The 19,896-nt window shown below is 24.1% G+C and carries 20 protein-coding genes; 6 read left to right on the forward strand and 14 right to left on the reverse strand.

Going from position 1 to position 19,896, the window contains the following annotated elements; genetic code table 11:
* Window positions 1–3: 3 nt before the first annotated feature.
* Genes ACA134_RS03445 through purC form a run of 7 tightly spaced genes read right to left on the reverse strand, consistent with a single transcriptional unit; the run spans window position 4 to window position 5,310 of the window.
* On the reverse strand, window positions 4–1,113 hold the full coding sequence (locus ACA134_RS03445; RefSeq protein WP_409200787.1) for a glycosyltransferase family 2 protein: 1,110 nt from the start codon (window positions 1,111–1,113) through the stop codon (window positions 4–6).
* On the reverse strand, window positions 1,110–1,868 hold the full coding sequence (locus tag ACA134_RS03450; protein WP_409200788.1) for a uroporphyrinogen-III synthase: 759 nt from the start codon (window positions 1,866–1,868) through the stop codon (window positions 1,110–1,112). The genes ACA134_RS03445 and ACA134_RS03450 overlap by 4 nt, the downstream gene beginning before the upstream one ends.
* Before the next feature lies 1 nt (window position 1,869).
* Window positions 1,870–2,586 (reverse strand): uroporphyrinogen-III C-methyltransferase, encoded by a 717-nt coding sequence (gene cobA, locus ACA134_RS03455; RefSeq protein WP_409200789.1) that lies wholly within the window; start codon window positions 2,584–2,586, stop codon window positions 1,870–1,872.
* Window positions 2,587–3,642 (reverse strand): glycosyltransferase family 2 protein, encoded by a 1,056-nt coding sequence (locus ACA134_RS03460; RefSeq protein ID WP_409200790.1) that lies wholly within the window; start codon window positions 3,640–3,642, stop codon window positions 2,587–2,589.
* 6 nt (window positions 3,643–3,648) lie between these two features.
* On the reverse strand, window positions 3,649–4,293 hold the full coding sequence (purQ, locus tag ACA134_RS03465; protein WP_409200791.1) for a phosphoribosylformylglycinamidine synthase subunit PurQ: 645 nt from the start codon (window positions 4,291–4,293) through the stop codon (window positions 3,649–3,651).
* Between the two features lie 19 nt (window positions 4,294–4,312).
* Window positions 4,313–4,564: a phosphoribosylformylglycinamidine synthase subunit PurS gene (purS, locus tag ACA134_RS03470; protein WP_409200792.1), complete on the reverse strand. Its 252-nt coding sequence runs from the start codon at window positions 4,562–4,564 to the stop codon at window positions 4,313–4,315.
* 8 nt (window positions 4,565–4,572) lie between these two features.
* Window positions 4,573–5,310 (reverse strand): phosphoribosylaminoimidazolesuccinocarboxamide synthase, encoded by a 738-nt coding sequence (gene purC / locus ACA134_RS03475; RefSeq protein WP_409200793.1) that lies wholly within the window; start codon window positions 5,308–5,310, stop codon window positions 4,573–4,575.
* A 194-nt stretch (window positions 5,311–5,504) separates the two neighbouring features.
* Between purC and ACA134_RS03480 the strand changes: the two genes are divergently transcribed.
* Complete coding sequence (locus tag ACA134_RS03480) at window positions 5,505–6,251, forward strand: aspartate/glutamate racemase family protein (protein WP_409200794.1); 747 nt, start codon at window positions 5,505–5,507, stop codon at window positions 6,249–6,251.
* 164 nt (window positions 6,252–6,415) lie between these two features.
* On the opposite strand, the gene ACA134_RS03485 is transcribed toward ACA134_RS03480, so the two are convergent.
* The 3 genes from ACA134_RS03485 to ACA134_RS03495 all read right to left on the reverse strand — a co-directional run bounded on the left by ACA134_RS03485 (window position 6,416) and on the right by ACA134_RS03495 (window position 9,439).
* Window positions 6,416–7,996, reverse strand: coding sequence for a hypothetical protein (locus ACA134_RS03485; protein ID WP_409200141.1), 1,581 nt, complete (start codon window positions 7,994–7,996; stop codon window positions 6,416–6,418).
* A gap of 155 nt (window positions 7,997–8,151) precedes the next feature.
* A complete protein-coding gene (locus ACA134_RS03490) occupies window positions 8,152–8,772 on the reverse strand; it encodes a class I SAM-dependent methyltransferase (RefSeq protein WP_409200795.1) in 621 nt (206 codons plus the stop codon).
* Between the two features lie 16 nt (window positions 8,773–8,788).
* A complete protein-coding gene (locus tag ACA134_RS03495) occupies window positions 8,789–9,439 on the reverse strand; it encodes an NTP transferase domain-containing protein (protein WP_409200796.1) in 651 nt (216 codons plus the stop codon).
* 121 nt (window positions 9,440–9,560) lie between these two features.
* Here ACA134_RS03495 and ACA134_RS03500 point away from each other — a divergent pair, with 121 nt between their 5' ends.
* The 4 genes from ACA134_RS03500 (at window position 9,561) to ACA134_RS03515 (ending at window position 14,639) form a co-directional block, all read left to right on the forward strand.
* On the forward strand, window positions 9,561–10,397 hold the full coding sequence (locus ACA134_RS03500) for a phosphorylcholine transferase LicD (RefSeq protein WP_409200797.1): 837 nt from the start codon (window positions 9,561–9,563) through the stop codon (window positions 10,395–10,397).
* A gap of 89 nt (window positions 10,398–10,486) precedes the next feature.
* A complete protein-coding gene (glmS, locus tag ACA134_RS03505) occupies window positions 10,487–12,271 on the forward strand; it encodes a glutamine--fructose-6-phosphate transaminase (isomerizing) (RefSeq protein ID WP_409200798.1) in 1,785 nt (594 codons plus the stop codon).
* 43 nt (window positions 12,272–12,314) lie between these two features.
* Window positions 12,315–13,190, forward strand: a complete 876-nt coding sequence (locus tag ACA134_RS03510) for an FkbM family methyltransferase (RefSeq protein ID WP_409200799.1) — start codon at window positions 12,315–12,317, stop codon at window positions 13,188–13,190.
* Window positions 13,191–13,208: 18 nt separating this feature from the next.
* On the forward strand, window positions 13,209–14,639 hold the full coding sequence (locus ACA134_RS03515) for a flippase (protein WP_409200800.1): 1,431 nt from the start codon (window positions 13,209–13,211) through the stop codon (window positions 14,637–14,639).
* A 4-nt stretch (window positions 14,640–14,643) separates the two neighbouring features.
* Here the strand turns inward: ACA134_RS03515 and ACA134_RS03520 are convergent, their stop codons facing one another.
* From ACA134_RS03520 to ACA134_RS03535, 4 genes are read right to left on the reverse strand one after another with little or no spacing between them, the layout of a single operon-like run.
* The gene (locus ACA134_RS03520) at window positions 14,644–16,494 is read right to left on the reverse strand and encodes a SpoIIE family protein phosphatase (RefSeq protein ID WP_409200801.1); all 1,851 of its coding nucleotides are present in this window, start codon (window positions 16,492–16,494) and stop codon (window positions 14,644–14,646) included.
* An 8-nt stretch (window positions 16,495–16,502) separates the two neighbouring features.
* On the reverse strand, window positions 16,503–18,407 hold the full coding sequence (locus ACA134_RS03525; protein WP_409200802.1) for a PP2C family protein-serine/threonine phosphatase: 1,905 nt from the start codon (window positions 18,405–18,407) through the stop codon (window positions 16,503–16,505).
* Window positions 18,400–18,819 (reverse strand): ATP-binding protein, encoded by a 420-nt coding sequence (locus tag ACA134_RS03530; protein ID WP_409200803.1) that lies wholly within the window; start codon window positions 18,817–18,819, stop codon window positions 18,400–18,402. Before ACA134_RS03530 ends, ACA134_RS03525 begins: the two co-directional genes overlap by 8 nt.
* Window positions 18,820–18,832: 13 nt before the next feature.
* Complete coding sequence (locus ACA134_RS03535; RefSeq protein WP_409200804.1) at window positions 18,833–19,129, reverse strand: STAS domain-containing protein; 297 nt, start codon at window positions 19,127–19,129, stop codon at window positions 18,833–18,835.
* A 122-nt stretch (window positions 19,130–19,251) separates the two neighbouring features.
* Here ACA134_RS03535 and ACA134_RS03540 point away from each other — a divergent pair, with 122 nt between their 5' ends.
* Window positions 19,252–19,887, forward strand: coding sequence for a 4'-phosphopantetheinyl transferase family protein (locus ACA134_RS03540; RefSeq protein WP_409200805.1), 636 nt, complete (start codon window positions 19,252–19,254; stop codon window positions 19,885–19,887).
* The last annotated feature ends 9 nt before the right edge of the window (window positions 19,888–19,896 follow it).

Here is a 19,896-nt window from a genome sequence, read left to right on the forward strand (position 1 = left end):
TAATCACTTTTTTACTAAAATAGCTGCTTCAAGCATTTTAATTAATGAAGATAATAAAAACTTTGTTTTTAAACCAGCATTATGAATTGATCTTAACTTTTCTAACTTTTCTAAAAGTAACTTATTTTCATCTCTTGTCATTGAAGCATTTTTCCAAGTATTTGCCCAATACATTAAATGAGGATTTACAGCTACATTAGCTATTTCTTCTCCATATGGTTTTGAGATTTCAGCACAATAAATATAAGAATCCATTAAATCAGCTAATAATCTTACATTTACATTATTGGTAATTGATTTATCTTCAGGTAAATCTCTAATGAAATAATCATAACAGAAATAATTATTTAAAAATACTATTCCACTCGCTTTTAAGAAAGTTTCATCAGTAAAAGCCATATCATCTCCAGATATGAATTTTTGATATTTAATATTATTGTCCATAATTAATTCTCTTTTATAGATTTTAGTCCAAACTGATGGTGGGATTTTAAGTAAATCAGGTTCTTCTTTGATGTTTTTTATTACTATTTTATCTACTGGTCCTTTTCTCTCATATGTTTTAACAATATCTTTACCATAAAGTAATTTTTCTAATGCATTAGTCCATATAAAATCAGAAACATTTAATGGATTATGGTCTTCTAAAATTTCATCAGGATAAGAATTTTCTAAATCATCTTCATAAGGGGAATATGATTTTTGAACAGTTTCACCATATGTAAAGATTCTTCTAAATCTTCCAAAAGCTATGTCTGCATCATGTTCTTTTACAGAGTTATAAAGTGTTTCACATGCATCTAAAACATATCTATCATCTGGATCTAGAAACATTATATAATCACCAGTACAGTTTTCTAATCCTTTATTTCTAGGACCATTTGCAGCTCCAGTGTTTTTTTCTAAGTGTATAGCTTTACAACAGTCGTATTTTTCAGCATATTCATTGATAATTTCATCACTACCATCAGTAGAACAATCATTAACCATAATAATTTCTAAATTTTCATTTCCTATGGTCTGATTAATCAATGAATCAATTCCTCCTCTTAAATGACTGCCTACATTAAAAATAGGTAATATAATGCTAATTTTATCTTGAATAGTAATCACTCCAATTTTTGAAATAATAGTTCTAACATATCTTGAACTGTGTATTTATCTGGATATATATTTGTAACATTGTATTTGTTTAAGGTATTACTTGTAATTGGTCCAATAGCTACAGTTAATATGTCTACAGAAAGTTTATCTGCTAATTCTTTTTCATTAGTTGCAACTTTAAAAAGATTTTCTACTGTTAGTGGACTTGTAAAAATAATTCCATCAATTTCATTTAGCTTAATTTTTTCAATTAAAACTTCAATTCTAACAGTATCTTGTGGAAGTAGAGATTCATATGCTTCAGCTAAAATTACTTTTGCACCTTTATTTTCTAAACCTTCAGGTAAAGTATCTCTTGCACTAAAAGTTCTTGGAATTCCTATTGTATTATTAGTTATATCAATATCTTTGAAAGATTCTAAGAGGCCTTCAGCTGTGTAATCTTGTGGAATTAAATTTATAATATAATCATATTTTCTAGCTACTTCTGCAGTTTTTTTCCCTATAACAGCTATTTTAGCTTTTAAATCATTTTTAAAATCAGGATAAAATCTTTCAATAGATTCAATAGAAGTTGAAGATGTAAAAATGATCCAATCTAGTTTGTTTTTATTACTTATTAGTTTTTTTAAAGAATCGGAGTTTGTTAATTTAAGATCTAGAGTTGGTGCAATTAAAGCTTCACCACCTAAATCTTCAACAATTTCTTTAGCTATTTGTGACCTTTCGAATGGCCTTGTAATTGCAATTACTGGTTTTGACATTTTATCCCTCATAATTATAAATTTCTTTATAAATATCAACTACATCTCCTATAATGAGAATTGCAGGTGTGTTTATTTTTTCTTTAGAGATATTATCTAAAGTTCCAAAGATCACCTTTTCTTCAGGTAATGTTCCACTTTCTATAACACAAACTGGTGTGTCTTTTGAGCGATATTTCATTATTTCATTGGTATTTTTTTCAATATTTCCAATTCCCATTAAAATAACTAATGTATCAGCAGTATAATCCCATTTTACCTGTTCATTTTCTTTTGTAGGATCTTCATGACCCGTAACGATAGTTAATGAAGTAGCTATTCCTCTATGAGTTAATGGTAATCCTAATGATGTTGGTGCACCAATAGCTGATGTAACGCCTGGTATGACTTCGAATTTAATATTATTTCTCATTAATTCTAATATTTCTTCTCCGCCACGACCAAAAACAAAAGGATCTCCTCCTTTTAAACGGACAACATTTTCATTATTTAAAGCTTCATCAACAATTAAAGAATTGATTTCATCTTGAGTTTTATAATGTTCCCCAGCTTTCTTACCAACATAAATCTTTTTTGTACCATTAGGAGCATAATTTAATATTTCTTCATTAGCTAAATAATCATATAATATTACATCTGCATTTTGTATTGCTTTAACAGCCTTTACTGTTATTAAATCTGCATCCCCAGGACCTGCTCCAATTAAATACACTACCATTTAATTACTTCCTCTTTTTTTATTATTATAAATTCTATACATTTTTTTTATAAATACATTATTATAAAATATGTTATATATTTTTGATAAAATTATTGCTAAATTGAAATATTTTTTTAAAATTAACTTGTTTAATATAGAAACCTCTAAATTTTTTATATTCGGTTTAAAATTTAAATTAGTTTCAAAATCATAAATTTTTCTTAAAAGTTCTTTTTTTTCTTTATGATTAGTTTTAGTATTAGTAAAAATTAATAAAAGACTAGCTAAATTGTCATTAATTGTTGCAGAACATGATAAATTAGTATTTTCTTTGAAAAATTTATCTATTAAAATCATTCCATTTAAAAAACGATTAAATAATTTTATATTATGATTATGTATTGTTGATGAATCATGGGTATTATAAGTGTAAATATAATTTTCTGGTAATATTACTATTTCTTTTGAATTAAGTAGATATTTAAAATAAAAATATGCATCTTCACATAATGTTTTTTCTGGAAAAGTAATTTTATTTTGTTTTATAATTTTTCTTTTAAATATTCTAGCACAAGGCCCTACAAATTCGTTTCCTGATAATTTATCAAATGTATTTTGATTTTTTAAAGGATTAACTCTTAAAAATTTCCCATATTTTTTTGGACAATTATTGATTGTAATAACTTTTCCATCAAGATTTAAATAAATAGAACTAATAACTAAATCAACATTTTCTTTTATGATTGTATTATAGAGGAGTTCTATGCCATCATCAGTATATATATCATCTGAATCTAAAAAAACAATAAAATCCGCAGTTGCATATTCTAATCCAATATTACGAGGTTTTCCGGGTAAACCAGAATTTTTACTTAAGTAAATTCCTTTACAATTTTCATATTTGGATTCATATTTTTTGATGATGCTTTTAGAGTTATCTGTTGAGCAATCATCAACTAAAATAAGCTCAATATTTTCAAAATCGAATGTTTGGTTTATTATAGAATCAATAGCTTGATTTAAATATTTTTCTGAATTGTAAATTGGTATTATTACACTGACTTTGTATTTCATAATACCTTAAATAAAAGCTTTAAAAAAGTTCAACCCATCAGTTGAACCTAATAATTCATCTGCTGCACGTTCAGGGTGTGGCATCATTGCACATACGTAACCTGATTCATCACAAACACCAGTAATTGCATCTAATGATCCATTTGGATTTTTATCTTTAAATTGTAGTACGATTTGATCTTGATCTTTTAACAAATCAAGATTTTCTGTATAAAATCTTCCTTCTGCATGAGCAACAGGAATTTTAATTGTTTCACCATTTTTAAAGTTTTTAGTAAATGGTGTTCTGTTTGTAGCTACTTTTAAATCAACCCATTCACAATTAAATTTAGGATTTTCATTTGTTATAAAAACACCAGAAATTAAACCAATTTCTCCTAAAATTTGTGCACCATTACAAATTCCAAGAACTGGTTTTTCTTCTTTTACTAAATTTTTAATTCCATCAACAACAGGAGTGATTGAAGCTATAGCTCCTGCTCTTAAGTAATCTCCATATGAAAATCCACCAGGAATTACAATTCCATCATAATCTGTTAATTTTTCGTTATCCCACCAAATATATTCTGGATTTAGTTTAAGTGACTCTAATACTTGGTATACATCACGATCACAATTGGATCCTGGAAATCTGATTACTCCAATTTTCATGTTTAATTATCTCCTAAAATTAAATTTCTTCTTTAATGATAATTTCATAATCATGAATCACTGGATTACAAAGTAATCTTTCACACATATCTACAACTTCTATTTCTACTTTCTCTTCACTTTCTTCTTCCATTTCAAACTTAACGATATTATCAGTTTGAGTATTAGAAACTTTATATCCTAATAAGTCTAGTGATCTTTCAATAGTTGTAGCTTCTGGGTTTAACATTCCGTTTTTAAGAGATATTTTAACTTCTATATTAAATTTCATAGTATCACTTATAAATTCCATTTATTTTTATCATCTGTAGTTATAAGTCTATTAAATACTTCTTCATAAGCATTCATTACTTTTTCATCTTTACCTTTTCTAAATAATTCTTTATCAAGCATTTCTAAGGTTTCTTTATCCCATAATCTACAGCTATCTGGGCTAATTTCATCGCCTAAGACAAGTCTACCTTCTTTGTCTTTTCCAAATTCGATTTTATAATCAACTAGTATTATTCCAGCATTTTTAAAGAATTCACTTAAAATATCATTGATTTTTAAAGATAATTCATATAATTTATCTAATTCTTCTTGTGTAGCTATTTTTAGTGCTTTTGTTATTGAATCATTAAGCATAGGGTCGTGATATTCATCATTTTTATAATCAGTTTGGATAATTGGAGGATTTAATGGAGTTCCATCTTCAATTGGGAATTTACGTACTAAACTTCCTGTTGCAATATTACGCACAATGAATTCAATCGGAATCATTTCAAGCTTTTTTGCTTTAACTATATTTGGTTCTACTAACTCTACAAATTGTGTGTTTATTCCTTTATTTTCTAATTTTTCAAAGATTTTAGAAGAGATAATTGAATTAAAATAGCCTTTTTTCGCCATGGATTCCTTTCTTTCTCCATCTCCAGCAGTTATATCATCCCTAAACTTTATTATTACTTCATTATCTTTATCTGTTTTGTAAACTGTTTTAGCTTTTCCAGAATACAATAATTCTTTTCCTTTCATGATATCATCAATTTTATCTATTTTTGATAATTATATTAAATTTATTAGTTTTTATCTTAAAATTAATCTTATTATAGATATATAATTTATTGATTATATATATAATCATTATTAATATTATTTTATGGAATATTTTGGTTTTATATACAATTTAATTTAATATAAAATATAGAGATATAATATTGATGATTATAATGAGTTCTAAAAATACTATTTTTGACCAAGAAAATATAAATAAAGAAGTAATTGGGGTTGTTGGAGGATTCGGCTCTTATGCAACATTACATTTTTTCAATCGTTTATTATCAGCATTTCCTGCTGAAAAAGAATGGGATAGACCTAGAATATTAATAGATAATTATTGCACATTACCTAGTAGAGTTAGATGTATATTATATGATGAACATAGGGAAAAAATAATTCAGGGCTTAACCAGCTCTGTTCAAAATTTAATAAATGCAGGAGCTACAAAAATTATTATTACTTGTAATACTGCTCATTTTTTTTTAAATGATGTATATGATAACATACCTGGAAGTAAAAATATTATTATTGATATCATAAAAGAATTAGCAATAGAATTGAAAAAAGATAATATAAAAGAGATTAGTTTAATTGCTACAGAAGGAACTATTTTATCTAAGATATATGATAATACTTTTGAAAAATATGGTATTAAAATAAATTCTCCATCAAATGAGGAATTTTTTAAAATGAGAGATTTAATAGAAGTTGTTAAACAAAATAAAGAAATTTCAAATAATGTTAAAAAAGATTTTATCAATCTATTAAAAGAACAAAAAAATAAATCCGTGATATTAGGTTGTACAGAATTTCCTGTATTATTTGATTATATAAAAGAAGATATTAGTGATTTGGAAATCTATGATCCTTTAGAAGTAGCTATATGGAGATTAAAAGAAAATGATACTGAAAATTAATTTTTCACATATCATTCAATAATTTATTTTAGAATAAAATACTCATATTGAGTTTCTTTTTTCTCATTTAAATCATTATAAATAACTTTTTTTTCAACATTATTAATATTTTCAAAGTTCTTAAAAAAATTGGCACTGTAAATTTTCACGGGTTTTTGTTTTTTTTATTGTCTGTTTTGTAGTGTTCTGTGGTTGGGTTTGTAGAATTTGATTGTGGAGGATAGTGATAGTAGTAATGACCATGGTTTTTTGGATGTGTGTTTTTTATGTCTTATTTGTGGTAGGCTGTTGAATGTTTCTGCTTGGCTTGTGGTTCTGCGAATTTTGTTATCTTTAGAGTATGCTGTTAGTTTGTCTTTTTGTTTGGAGAATTTATCCATGATTTTTTGTATAGGATCTGCAATGAAAAATATGTTTTTTTCATATTTTGCAAGTAGTTCTTTTGTTTTATTTTCGTCAAAACTTCTGAGTATTTCTTTCATTTCAGTAAATATCATTAAATTATAAGTGATATCTTTTTCTGGAATGTTTTCTTTTTTAATTTCATCAAATATTTTGTCTGTGGTGTATTTCATCCAATGAAATATGCATTGTTGTTGTGGTATATTTTTATTTTCAGCTATTTTTCCGTATACTCCTAACATATCGCTTGTTAATGATTGGATTGGTGTTTTATCGAATGTAAAATCAAAAAATTTATTTATAACATCATAATGACGTGTGTTTGTTATTGCAATAGATATGGGCATGTCTTTTATTTCATTTGAAAAAATAGTTACTAAGTAGTTTTTTTGACCATTAATATTTGTAAAGAGTTCATCAACAGTAATATGACCAAAATTAGCATGTTTTTTATTTTTACACATGAATAATATGCCTAAATCGGTAACCTCACGTTTTAGTGAGGTTTTACCTTTTTTTTTAAAATCACCAGGCAATGGAACAATGTCTGTTTCATAAACAAATTCATCATGTTCTTTTTGAATCACATTCCTAACATATTCATGACTTACATTGATATTCATACTAATTTCAACCACTTCTGCTATTTTATCAAATGATAAACCAGTATTTGCATGAATTTTACGTATTTTATCATCTAATTTCTTTTTCTCCTTTAATTCTTTATCTACTTTAAAATCTACAGGAGTAATAAACCATTTATCACATTCATTACACACATAAGACTGAGGATAATATTCCACAGATTTATTTTCTTTAGTTTTATAAATCCTACGTTCCCATCCTTTAACATTAGCATTAGATTCACCACAATGAGGACAAATTCTTTTTAACATTGCAAAACGATTATCAGGATAAGAAATAACATTAGATTCTTCTACATCCTCAAAAATATCTATACCAAAGCCTCTTTTAATATTGTTTCTTAAAGATTCATTAAAAGTAAGTCTATCAACCATAAAATCACCTACACCCCAATCTAAATTATTTTCATCAAAATCAACCAATAAAATCTGATCATCATTTGAATCACTATCATTAAAATCATTAAAAGATTTAAATTCATCAATATTATTAATATCATCAATATTTTCCAATAAAACTGTTTGAAATTCATCTATTAAATCAATAGAATCACCACAATACTTTTTATTCCTCTTAAAAAAAGGTTCAAAATCAATATCTAACCGAACAAAATCATCCAAATAAGTTTGATTCTCCCTAAATATCTTTTTAAAAGGTAAAATATTAACAATATTCATAATTAATAATATATAACTCATACTATATAAATATAACCAATATAAATTATTAAAAACACAATACACAAACAATATCACAAACCAATACAAAAAATAAAGACAAAACACTAAAAAAAATAAAAAAACAAGAAAATAAAAAAAACCATCCAAAAAAGAAAATCAAAACCCGTGAAAATTTACAGTGCCAAAAAATTTAAAAGTTCATTTTCAGTTCTATAAATAGCATTATAATCTTTTTCTAAATTATCTGAATAAAAATCTTTAAGAGTTAATCTATAATCTAGATTAGAAATAGTTTCTCTTATGTAAATAGTTTTATTTTCTGTAACTATTTTATTAATTTCATTAACCATCATTTTAATATCATCATCATTTAAATAAATTAAAACACCAACTACTAATATGATATCAAATGGTGGTTTAACTAATAATTTATCTATTTCTATATCAGTTGCAGACATTTCTTGAAAAAAACAGTTTTCATAATTGTAATTTTCTTTAGCTATTTTTATAAGATTTTCTGAATAATCAATTCCCATGTATGTTTCACATTTATCATGCAATACTTCTGCCCATCTTCCAATTCCACATCCAATTTCAAGAATTTTTTTGTTTTTTAAATCAAGTTTTTCTAATATTATTTTAGATTCTTCTAAATGTCTTTTTTCTACATTTTCTTTATCTTGATACATTGTTATTGAAAGGATGCTATCCACTTTTTCATTAGCTCTTTCATCGAAAAAATTTTTAATTTTTTTAGAATTAATCTTTTCTTTATTACCATATAATCTAGCCATTTTAATAACCTTTTAATTATAACTTATTTAAATTTTTTAATGCTACTTCTAAATCGCCAGGTGTATCTACTTCAAAACAATTTTCAAATAAAAAATATTTTAGTGGTAGATGCTCTTCAAATTGAGGATATACAAATGGTTTATCTTTATTTATAATTACTGGTTTATTGATGCAAGCAATATTGGCCCATTCATATTTTGTATGAGGATTTCTTTGGAATGAAGTAACTTCTTCACTTTCATTTAAATTTACATAAACTCCATCTTCAGTTTTTGCAGGAGTAATTCCCAAAAGAGTATTTCCATCAAAAGCATTGACAAAATTATTAAATTCATTTTTATTTATGAGCAAATCTCCATCAATTGCTATATAAGGTTCATTCAACTTTTCTGTTGCTAAATGTATGCTGTAACATGTAGAATTAGTTTCATATCCTTGATTATGAATGATTTTGATATCTTCTCTTTTAGTTGAAACATACTTACTAACTTTATCTGATTTATATCCCACAACTAATCTAACATCTTCAATATCTTTAACTAATTCTAGTTGATAATCGATTATTTTTCTATCATCAGTTATATCGACTAATGTTTTTGGAATGTTATAACCTAATCTAGTTCCCATTCCTGCAGCACTTATTACTGCACAATTTATTTTTTTCATATAATTCTCCTTTTTGATTTATAAATTATTTAAAAATAAATATATATAATTAATTATATATATCTTTCAACTGTTATTGATTATATAATTATTTCAATTTATAAAGTGAGGTATGATAAAAATGCATTATGATGATTATGATAAAACTGAGTTAAATCATTTACATGATGTGCAATTAATGATATTAAATGATTTTATTAAAATATGTGAAGAAAATAATATAGAATATTTTGCATATGGGGGCACAGCTTTAGGGGCTATTAGACATAATGGTTTTATTCCATGGGATGATGATATTGACGTTATAATGCTCAAAAATGAATATGAAAAATTCTTGGATATTATGAAATCAATGAAATGTGATAAATATACTATATTGAACATGGATAATAATGAAGATTATTTTTATTGTTTTTCTAAAATGAGTTTAAATAAAACTGAATTTAAACAAAGTTGGACTAGAAATACTGATTTTTCTTTAGGTATTAATATTGATGTTTTTGTGTTAAATGATGTTCCTGATAATAAGCTTAAAAGATCAATATATTTTTGGGAAAATAAAATTTTAAATAGTATTTTAGCTGTATATATCACATCTCTTAATAAAAATTATTCTTCAAAAAAAATAGAAATAATATCAAAAATAGGCAATTTGTTATTAAAAATTTTTAATATTAACTCATCTTTAATTAAAAAATATTATAGAAATATGGTTGAAAAAAGTAGTGATAAAGATTTTAAATATGTATTTGAAAACAATGCTTTTTGCTATAAAGAACCAATTCCTAAAAATATTTTCAATGAAATTAAAAAAGTTAAATTTGAATCATTAACTCTAAATATTCCTAAAGATTATGACACTTATTTAAAAATAATTTATGGGGATTATATGACCCCTCCACCTGAAACAGATAGAATAGTTCATGAACATGATTTTATAGATTTTGGTCCTTACTAATTAAAAATGTAATCAACATGTTTTTATAAAATAATTTAAATATCTATATTATAATACTTTCAAGTTTATCATATGATTAGAGGAAAACCATGTGCGGTATTGTTGGTTGTATATTAAAAAATAATAGAAAGGCAGCTCCTATTTTACTAGATTCGATTTCAAAGTTAGAATATAGGGGTTATGATTCAATAGGGATAGCTACTATTGATAATAATAAAATATTTATAAAAAAAGATGAAGGAAACATTGAAACAGTCGATAACAAATTGGATTTAGCTGATATGGATGGAGATTATGGTATTGCTCATGTTAGATGGGCAACTCACGGTGATCCAAATAAAGTAAATTCTCATCCTCATACATCTCAAGATGAAAAGATTGCAGTAGTTCATAATGGAATTATTGAAAACTATGTGGAACTTAAAGAACAATTAGAAAATGAAGGATATGAATTTAAATCTGATACAGACACTGAAGTTATTCCACAATTAATTAGTAAATATATGAGTAAAGGATTTGATTTAGAATCAGCAGTTCGAGAAACTATCACTATGATTGAAGGAGCATATGCAATAGCTGCAATATGTACTGATGAGAAGAAAATTGTTGCAACTAGAAAAGATAGTCCTTTAATCGTTGGTTTAGGTAAAAAAGGTTATTTTGTTGCAAGTGATTCTCCAGCTATTTTAAAATATGCAAAAGACATAATCTATCCAGAAAAAGATGAATTAGTTATCTTAACAGAAAATGAAATTGTTATAAAAGATGAATATGATAATATCATTGAAAAAGAAATTGAAACAATAGATTGGTCTCCTGAAATGGCTGAAAAGGAAGGTTATGATTATTTCATGCTTAAAGAAATTAATGAACAATCAACAGCTGTTAAAAATACTTTAACTGGTAAAAAAGAAATTGAAAAAATTGTATCTAAAATTAAAGGAAACATTAATAGAATTATATTTGTTGCTTGTGGAACTTCTTATCACGCATCTTTAACTGGAAAATATTTAATTGAAACACTTGCAGGTATACCAACAGAAGTTATCTTAGCATCTGAATTTAAATATTCTACAAAAACATTGGATGATAAAACACTTGTTATTTTTATATCTCAATCTGGTGAGACTGCAGATACTTTAAAAGCTCTAGAAGCAGCTAATAAAACATCCCAAACATTAGCTATTGTAAATGTTGTTGGATCATCAGCAACAAGACAAGCAAATCATGTAATTTATACTCAAGCAGGTCCTGAGATTGGTGTTGCAGCTACAAAAACTTATTTAAGCCAATTAACTTCAATTTATATGTTTGCAGCTATTTTATCTGGTAATGAATATTTATTTAAAGATTTAAATAAGATTCCAAAATATATTGATGAGATTTTAGAAGATACAACAGAAATTGAACTTGTATCTAAAAAATTCAAATATGCTGATGATTTCTTTTTTATTGGAAGAGGTTATGCTTATCCAATAGCATTAGAAGGTGCTTTAAAACTTAAAGAAATTACTTATATTCATGGTGAAGGTTATGCTGCAGGAGAACTAAAACATGGTCCTTTAGCTTTAATTGATCAAAATATTCCAGTTGTTGTAGTTGCTCCACCAGGAGATAATAATAGAAAAACAATGAGTAATTTAGAAGAAGTCAAATCTCGTGGTGCAGATGTATTTGCTGTTGGATCATTTGATGATGAGTCATTACGCTCAAAATCAGATGATATTTTCTGTATAAATCCTGATGTTGATGAAATATTAGCTCCATTGGTTTATATAGTCCCTTTACAATTATTATCTTATTATGTAGCTATTGAAAGAAAATTAGATCCAGATAAACCTAGAAATCTAGCTAAATGTGTTACTGTGGAATAGTTACTTAATAAACATTATATTTTAAATATTTTGAGTGTATAAAATGAAAATTAATAAAAAGTCTATAAAATATGGATTAAAGTTTTTTGAATATTTTGATAACCCTATATCTTGTTTATTATTTGAATTTGGTATTAAAAAAAAATGTAAAGCTAAAATTAAACTTTTTAATGAAGAATTCGAGTTTAATGATGTATCTAGATTTAATAGTATTATAGGGATTTTTTCTAATTTAGATTATGGTAAATATGAATATTTTAAAGAATATATTTTGTCTATTGATTCAGAAACAATTAATGTTGCCGATTTCCAAGTATTAAATGAATATGCTAATGTTTTTTTAGAATATTTCACTATTGGAAATTGGAATGTTGATGTAAATGATAGATATGTTATTGATATTGGTGCTAATGTAGGGGACACTGCTTTAATTTTTGCTAGTGAAGGAGCAAAAATGGTTTATGGATTTGAACCAGTAAAAGAATTATATGAAATCGGAGTTAAAAATATTGAACTTAATCCAAAATTTTCAAATAAAATAAAACTTGTAAATAATGCAGTTTCATATAAAAAAGGAAAACTAGAAATTAATAATCTTGAATCTACTTCTTCTTATAGAAATGAAGAAGAATTTTATGAAGTAGATATTATAACAATGGATGAGATTTTAAATGATTATGATATTATTCCTGACGTTTTAAAAATTGATTGTGAAGGTTGTGAATTTGAAATAATTAAAAATTCTGATTTATCTATGTTTAACGATATAATTTTTGAACACCATTCGGGAAATGTTGAAAAAGATTTCTTAGAATTAATAAAAATACTTGAAAAACAAAATTTCAAAGTTAAAACTTATCCTGCATTTTTAGATATTAAATTTGAAAAGTTAGGAATTATTCATGCTTATAAAGATTAAATAGTTTATTGGTATACGATGAGTCAAGTTAGAACATCTTTTTTAAATATGAGTTGGTTAATGGTTTCACAAATTATTACAAGCATTTGTGCTTTTATTTGGACAATTTTAATTGCTAGATATTTGGGAGTTAATGATTATGGTATTTTGGGTTTTGCAATTTCAATTACAGGAATTTTTGCAATTACTGTAGATATGGGTATAAGTACTCATATTGTACGTAAAATTTCTATCAACCAGAATATAGCTTCAAAATATTTAGGGAATGCAATTCCTTTGAAGTCTTTTTTTTCATTAATAACATTTTTTATACTTCTTTTAATTTTAATTTTCCTAAAATTTGATGAATTAACTATTATTGTTACATTATTATTTACAATTGAAATGTTCTTTAAATCAATGGCAGGTTTATTTAATGGATCATTTCAAGCTGTTGAAGAAGGCAAATATCAAGCAATTGGAAACATTATTTTAAATATAATTTTATTAATTTTTATTTTAATTTCTATTTTTTGCAATTTTGGACTAATAGGAATTGCTCTAGCTTATCTTTTCTCTAATTTTATTGTAATGATTTACTTATATATCAAAATTAAAACTAATGTGACTATTCCTGAATATGAATTGGATAAAGATTTTTGTATTAAATTAACTAAAGTTTCCTTACCTTTTGCTTTTTATACTCTTTTTCATACAATATATTATTCAATAGATATTACTATGTTAACTATTTTGGTTGGAGAATATGCATCTGGTCTTTATAATGCAAGTTATAAGTTAATTAATGTTTTAACATTGTTTTATACAATTTATACTGCAGTAATTTTTCCAGTAATGAGCAAATTTTATAAAAACAATGAAAGTTTATTAAATATTACTTTTGAAAAATCTATGAAATATTTATTAGCTATAACTGTTCCAATAGCAGTCGTTACATCAATTTATGCGAAAGATCTTATTTTATTAGTATATGGATCACAATATATATTAGCTAGTTCTGTTTTATCAATTTTAATTTGGACTGTTTGTTTATTATTTATTAATGGTGCAGCTTCAATTTTACTTAATGCATCATATAAGGAAGTGGCTGTTACTAAAATTTATGCAATTGCAGCAATTTTTAATGTAATAGCTAATTTAATTTTAATTCCAATGTATCAAGCTAATGGTGCAGCTGTTGCAACTGTTTTAAGTGATATTTTAATATTTATTTTAGCATTTTATGTATTAAGAAAAACTGGTTATGCTCCAAGAAAATCTTTACTAAAAGATCTTTTCAAAATAATTTTAGGATCAATTATTTTAGGTTTAGTACTTTATTTCCTAAATCTTTCACTTTTCGTAGGTCTAATTATAGGAGTTATAATCTATTTAATAGCTTTACTTCTTTTAAAAATTATAGATGACGATGATATGTACATCATTAAAGAGATTTTAGGTAAAAACTAAAATTTTATTTTTTCTCTAATATCATCATCTTAAAATTAGGATTTTCATTTAATATTTGGTTAAAACACATTTCAAAATCATTAACATTACACTGATTAAAAACTTTCAAAATATCTTTTTTTAATTTTGAATTATTATATGAACAAATCAAATCATTATTTTCTAATTCAAACAAATCAAATTTATATTCAACATCTTTATTTAATCCTAAAACTTCATTTTTAAAACTTTTTAAAACTTCAAACCCACCATCTTTTAAAATTATAGGATCATTAAAACCAGCATTTATATATGAAAATTCATTACTTTTCAAATCTAAAATCCCTAAAAATAGCTTAAGTTGCATTTTTTCATTATTATTTTCATAAATTTTATTATTTAATTTAAAAAAGCTGTCAGATAGAGAATTTCCAATTTTAATAGAATTTTTAATCAAAGTTTTAACTCTCATCATAAATAATGTTGATCCAATTCCATAATCTAAGGGCTCTGCAATTAAAATAGCTAGCTTTTCATCATTAATTATAATATAATCATAAAAATCTCCTTTAAAATCATCTGATGAAGAATTTAACCCAATTATTTCAAATTTATCAGTATCAGGAAATGTTTTAGGTAGTAATGTTTTTTGAATTTTCCTACCTATCTTTATTTCAGTTTTTAAACGTTCTTTATCAGCAGTTTCCTTTTCGACATCATCTTTATAATTTTCTAGTTTTTTCATTAGAAATATTAAAGATTTAGATAATGTTCCAATTTCATCATCATAGCTAGAATATTTTTCTATATCATCAAGTACATAATCAGTATTTTCATCAATTTCATTAACATAGCTTGCTGTTAAATCAGAAATAGCTTCTATTGGCTTTGCAATATCTTTTTCAATTTTATATAAAAATATAATAGCTATTAAATAAGAAATACTTATTATAAATCCAATACTTATATATATTTTCTCCCAAAACATTATGCTTCCATATTCACTGTAATTTTCAGATAATAAGATCATTCCAGTTAGAAATGCAACTACTACTCCTATTGTAATAAAAATAATAATTAATTTTTCACTTAATGAAACTTTCAATTTACTTTTATTAACCTTAATTTTATTATTTATTGGTTTTAATGTATAGAAAATAATCAATATATAAAATATAGTCCCAATTATGTAAATTTCAGAATCAAAATCATTTATATAAACAATTGAATAAATTAAATATCCTAATCCTATTAATAATCCACTAATTAATGATAAATTAAAAATTTTAGAAGATTTTCCATAATTTTCATTAGGAATATATAACTTAAAACGCATTATATTTGCAATAATTATTATTAATGCTCCTAAAGTTAATGTAAAGTTTAAGTTATTAAATTCAATCAACAAGCTTTCAAATGATATAAATTGGGATACTTTAACACTATCTAGTAAAAATCCTAATAAACAAGTCATTATTGCGGAATTTACAAATACAATTATAAAATACTTTATAAGATTATATACAGTATTTAATCGAGGATGTGTAATTTCATCTTTAACTTTTATGCTATACCACATCTTATAAGGAATATATCCATATAAAAATTGAGCTAAAAATCCAATTACACATACTTCTATGGAATAGCCTGAATAAATGTCTCCTATTAAATTCCCAATAGCTGCACTTAATGCACCTATTGGTCCAAATAATAATCCAAAACTAGGTGTTAATGCTGCAGATGGTCTAAGTTCTGTAATTGGAACAATTTGGAAAAAATATTTAAAAGTAAGATTAACAATAACATAAGTTATAATACATATTATCATTATTTTAGCTTTATTTTTTAAATCACTATTTTTTAAATTATTTTCCATAATAATACCTACTTATATTCTAATATTAGCATTGTAATATCATCAAATTGCTCTGTGTCTTCAGTAAACCTTTCAAGTTCTTCTTTAATTTTTATTATTAAACTTTCAATATCTTCATTTTCATATTTATTTAAAGTTTCAATAAGTCTGTTGACACCAAATAATTCATTATTTTTATTATTTGCTTCTGTTATGCCATCAGTATATAAAAATATTCTATTATTTTTCTTTAAACAAATAGTTTTATCTTCATAATCAATATCTTCAAATCCTCCAAGTATAAAATGAGGTTTTGATTCTAATGTGCTGTATTTATTATTTTCATAAACTAATGGATTTTCATGACCTGCATTAGTGTATGTAAGTTTTCCAGAACTTATCTCAAGAATTCCCATCCAAGAAGTTACAAACATATTCTCATCATTATTCTCACATAATAAATTATTAACCTCATAAAAGATTTCTGATGGCTTTTTACTGAGTGCAGTAGTATCATTAATTAATGTTTTTGATGCCATCATAAATAATGCAGCAGGAATTCCCTTACCTGATACATCAGCTATTATAATAGCTAAATGATCATCATCAATTAAAAAGAAGTCATAAAAATCTCCACCAACTTCTTTTGCTGGAATATTAATTCCATAAATATCATATTTTTCAGTTGAGAAATCTTTAAAGTTTTTTGGAATTTGTGAGCTTTGAATATTATATGCTATTTCTAATTCAGTTTTTCTTTTTTCCTTTTCACTTGTTATTTCTTTTAATTTTTCTAAATATTTTTCAAAATCTATTAACATGTCTTTAAATGAATTTAATAAGATTCCAACTTCATTTTTATCATTACAATAGATTTCAAGTTTTTCAATTATTTTTAAACTATTATTTGTTTTAATGTACTCCATTGATAGTGAAGATAATAGCTCAATAGGATAAGATATGTTCTTTTCAATGTACTTTAATAATACTATACTTAACAGGTAAAATAATGCTAAAATTATAGTTATATAAAAAAATATTACTTGCCAAAAATCGAAATTATTTTTAAAAATTGTTAATGTATTTAAATAAACAATACTGCAAATTAATATAGATAAGACAACTCCTGTTGCTATAATGGATATTATTAATTTCTCAGTTAAAGGCACCTTATAATAGTATTTTTCTTTTATTTTCTCTTTTAATGGCTTTAAACAATAAATTATAATTAGCACACTAAAAACAATAGCTATTAAAAGTTCCATAGAACTTTCTCCAAAAAAGAAATAATAAATTATATATATTATATTAAGTCCTATAGCTATAATTAACGATACATTAAAAAACTTTAAGTTAAATCGAGGTTTTTTATTTATGGAAGGTATTGATAAAGGTATTTTATAAAAACTTGTTATACTAATAAGTATTACAGCTAAAATAATTGAATAATCAAAAACACTGAAAAAATAATATAAATTATCAAGAATTTCTAAGTTTGAAATAATTAATGTATCACTTATAAATCCAAACATAGCTGATATAACAATACTACTTATTATAATAACTATTAAAAGTTTTATTAAGCTATTAACATTATTTAATCTAGGAATTTCCATATCTTCAGATATTTTTATTGAATACCATATCTTATAAGAAATATATCCTCCTATAAAGTGTATTATAGGACTTAAAATAATTATTTCAAGATTATGGCCTTGAGAAAACTTTAAGAAAAAATCTCCAATTAGAATACCTAATGCACCATATGGTCCAAATAATAATCCAAAAGCTATAGGTAATCCATTTGTTATTTGAAATTCAAATATTTCTGATGTATAAAAAAATGTTTGAAATAAAGTTCCAGTTATAAAATAAATTAAAGTGCAAGCTAATGTTGTAATTATTTTTGATTTGAGGCTTTTAATTTTATTCATGTTGATCTTCTAATATTTTCCAAATAGTTAGAATGTTTTTATTATTTTTATAATCATATGAAATATTATCAGTATTTTTTTTCATAAGAAATATTCCAAGACCTCCAAGAGAGCGGTCTTCCATTTCAAGGGTAATATCAGGATCTTCCTTCTCTAATGGATTGTATTTTGATCCTGTATCTATAAAACTAATAATAAAAGTTAAAGGATTTTCTTTAATAGCTAATCTAATTGTTATTTCATTAGTATCATGTCCATGATTAACTATATTTATAAAGATTTCTTCAATAGCTATTTCAAGCTCTAATTTATAATTTATATCAATAAACTTATAATTAGTTAATTTATCTTTAATAAAGTTATTTATAGTAATTAATTCTTCTTTATTATTTTTTACAATTAATTCATCCATAATTATTTGCCTATTATTGAATATTTAATTTGTCTTTAAATCCAGTAGCTGTAAAAATCTCCATAACAAAAGAATTAACATTTTTGATTTGTAATTCTCCTTTTTGCCTCATCATCTTCTCTGATGCTAAAATTGTTCGAAGTCCTGCACTAGAAATATACATCAACTCTTCTAAATCTAAAACAAGTAAAGTAATTGATTCACATTCATTATTTATTTCTTCTTCCAATTCAGGAGCAGTATTTGCATCTAATCTACCGATGATTTTTAAATTTAACTGATTATTCTCTTTATTTTTAATTACTTCCATTTTAAAAACCTCATCTACTTAATTATTAATAAAATATTATATTTAAATTTTTATTTTAATTTAAAATTTACATCAAAATTAAATAATATCTTAAAAATAATATAATTAAGATGTTATATATTATGGATGTTTCTTCTCTAGATTATGAACTATATGAAAAATTTATATCAAAGGAAAGAAGAATTAAAACAAATAATTTTCACTTTAAAAAAGATAAAAAATTATCTTATGGATCTGAATTACTACTTAGATATGGTTTATCTAAATTAAATATTAACAATCCTAAATTTTCTAAAAATAGCTATGGAAAACCTTATTTAATAAATTCTAAAGATGTTTTTTTTAATATTTCACATTCTGATAATTTTGTTATATGTGCAATATCAACTAAAGAAGTAGGTGTTGATATAGAAAAAATTAAAGATATTGATTTAGATATTGCAAGGAAATTCTTTTTTAAAGATGAATATGAACTTATTTTAAAAAGTAATAATAAAATTGATGATTTTTATAAACTTTGGACATTAAAAGAAAGTTTCATGAAATTCACATCAAAAGGATTTAATTTGAATTTAAATGATTTTTCAGTGTATGATGGGGAAAATTTTAATGTAATTTTTAAAGAAAATAATTGTAAAGACCTTAAATTAAATTCATTCAACTTTAATAATTATAAAATAGCTACTTGTTCTTATGATGATAATTTAAAATTAACTCGAATAGATTTAGACTTAATTAATGATTTTTTATCAATTTAAATAGAAGCA

Origin of the sequence: Methanobrevibacter sp. DSM 116169 (assembly GCF_046197865.1) — an archaeon.
Taxonomy (GTDB): domain Archaea; phylum Methanobacteriota; class Methanobacteria; order Methanobacteriales; family Methanobacteriaceae; genus JAHKLT01.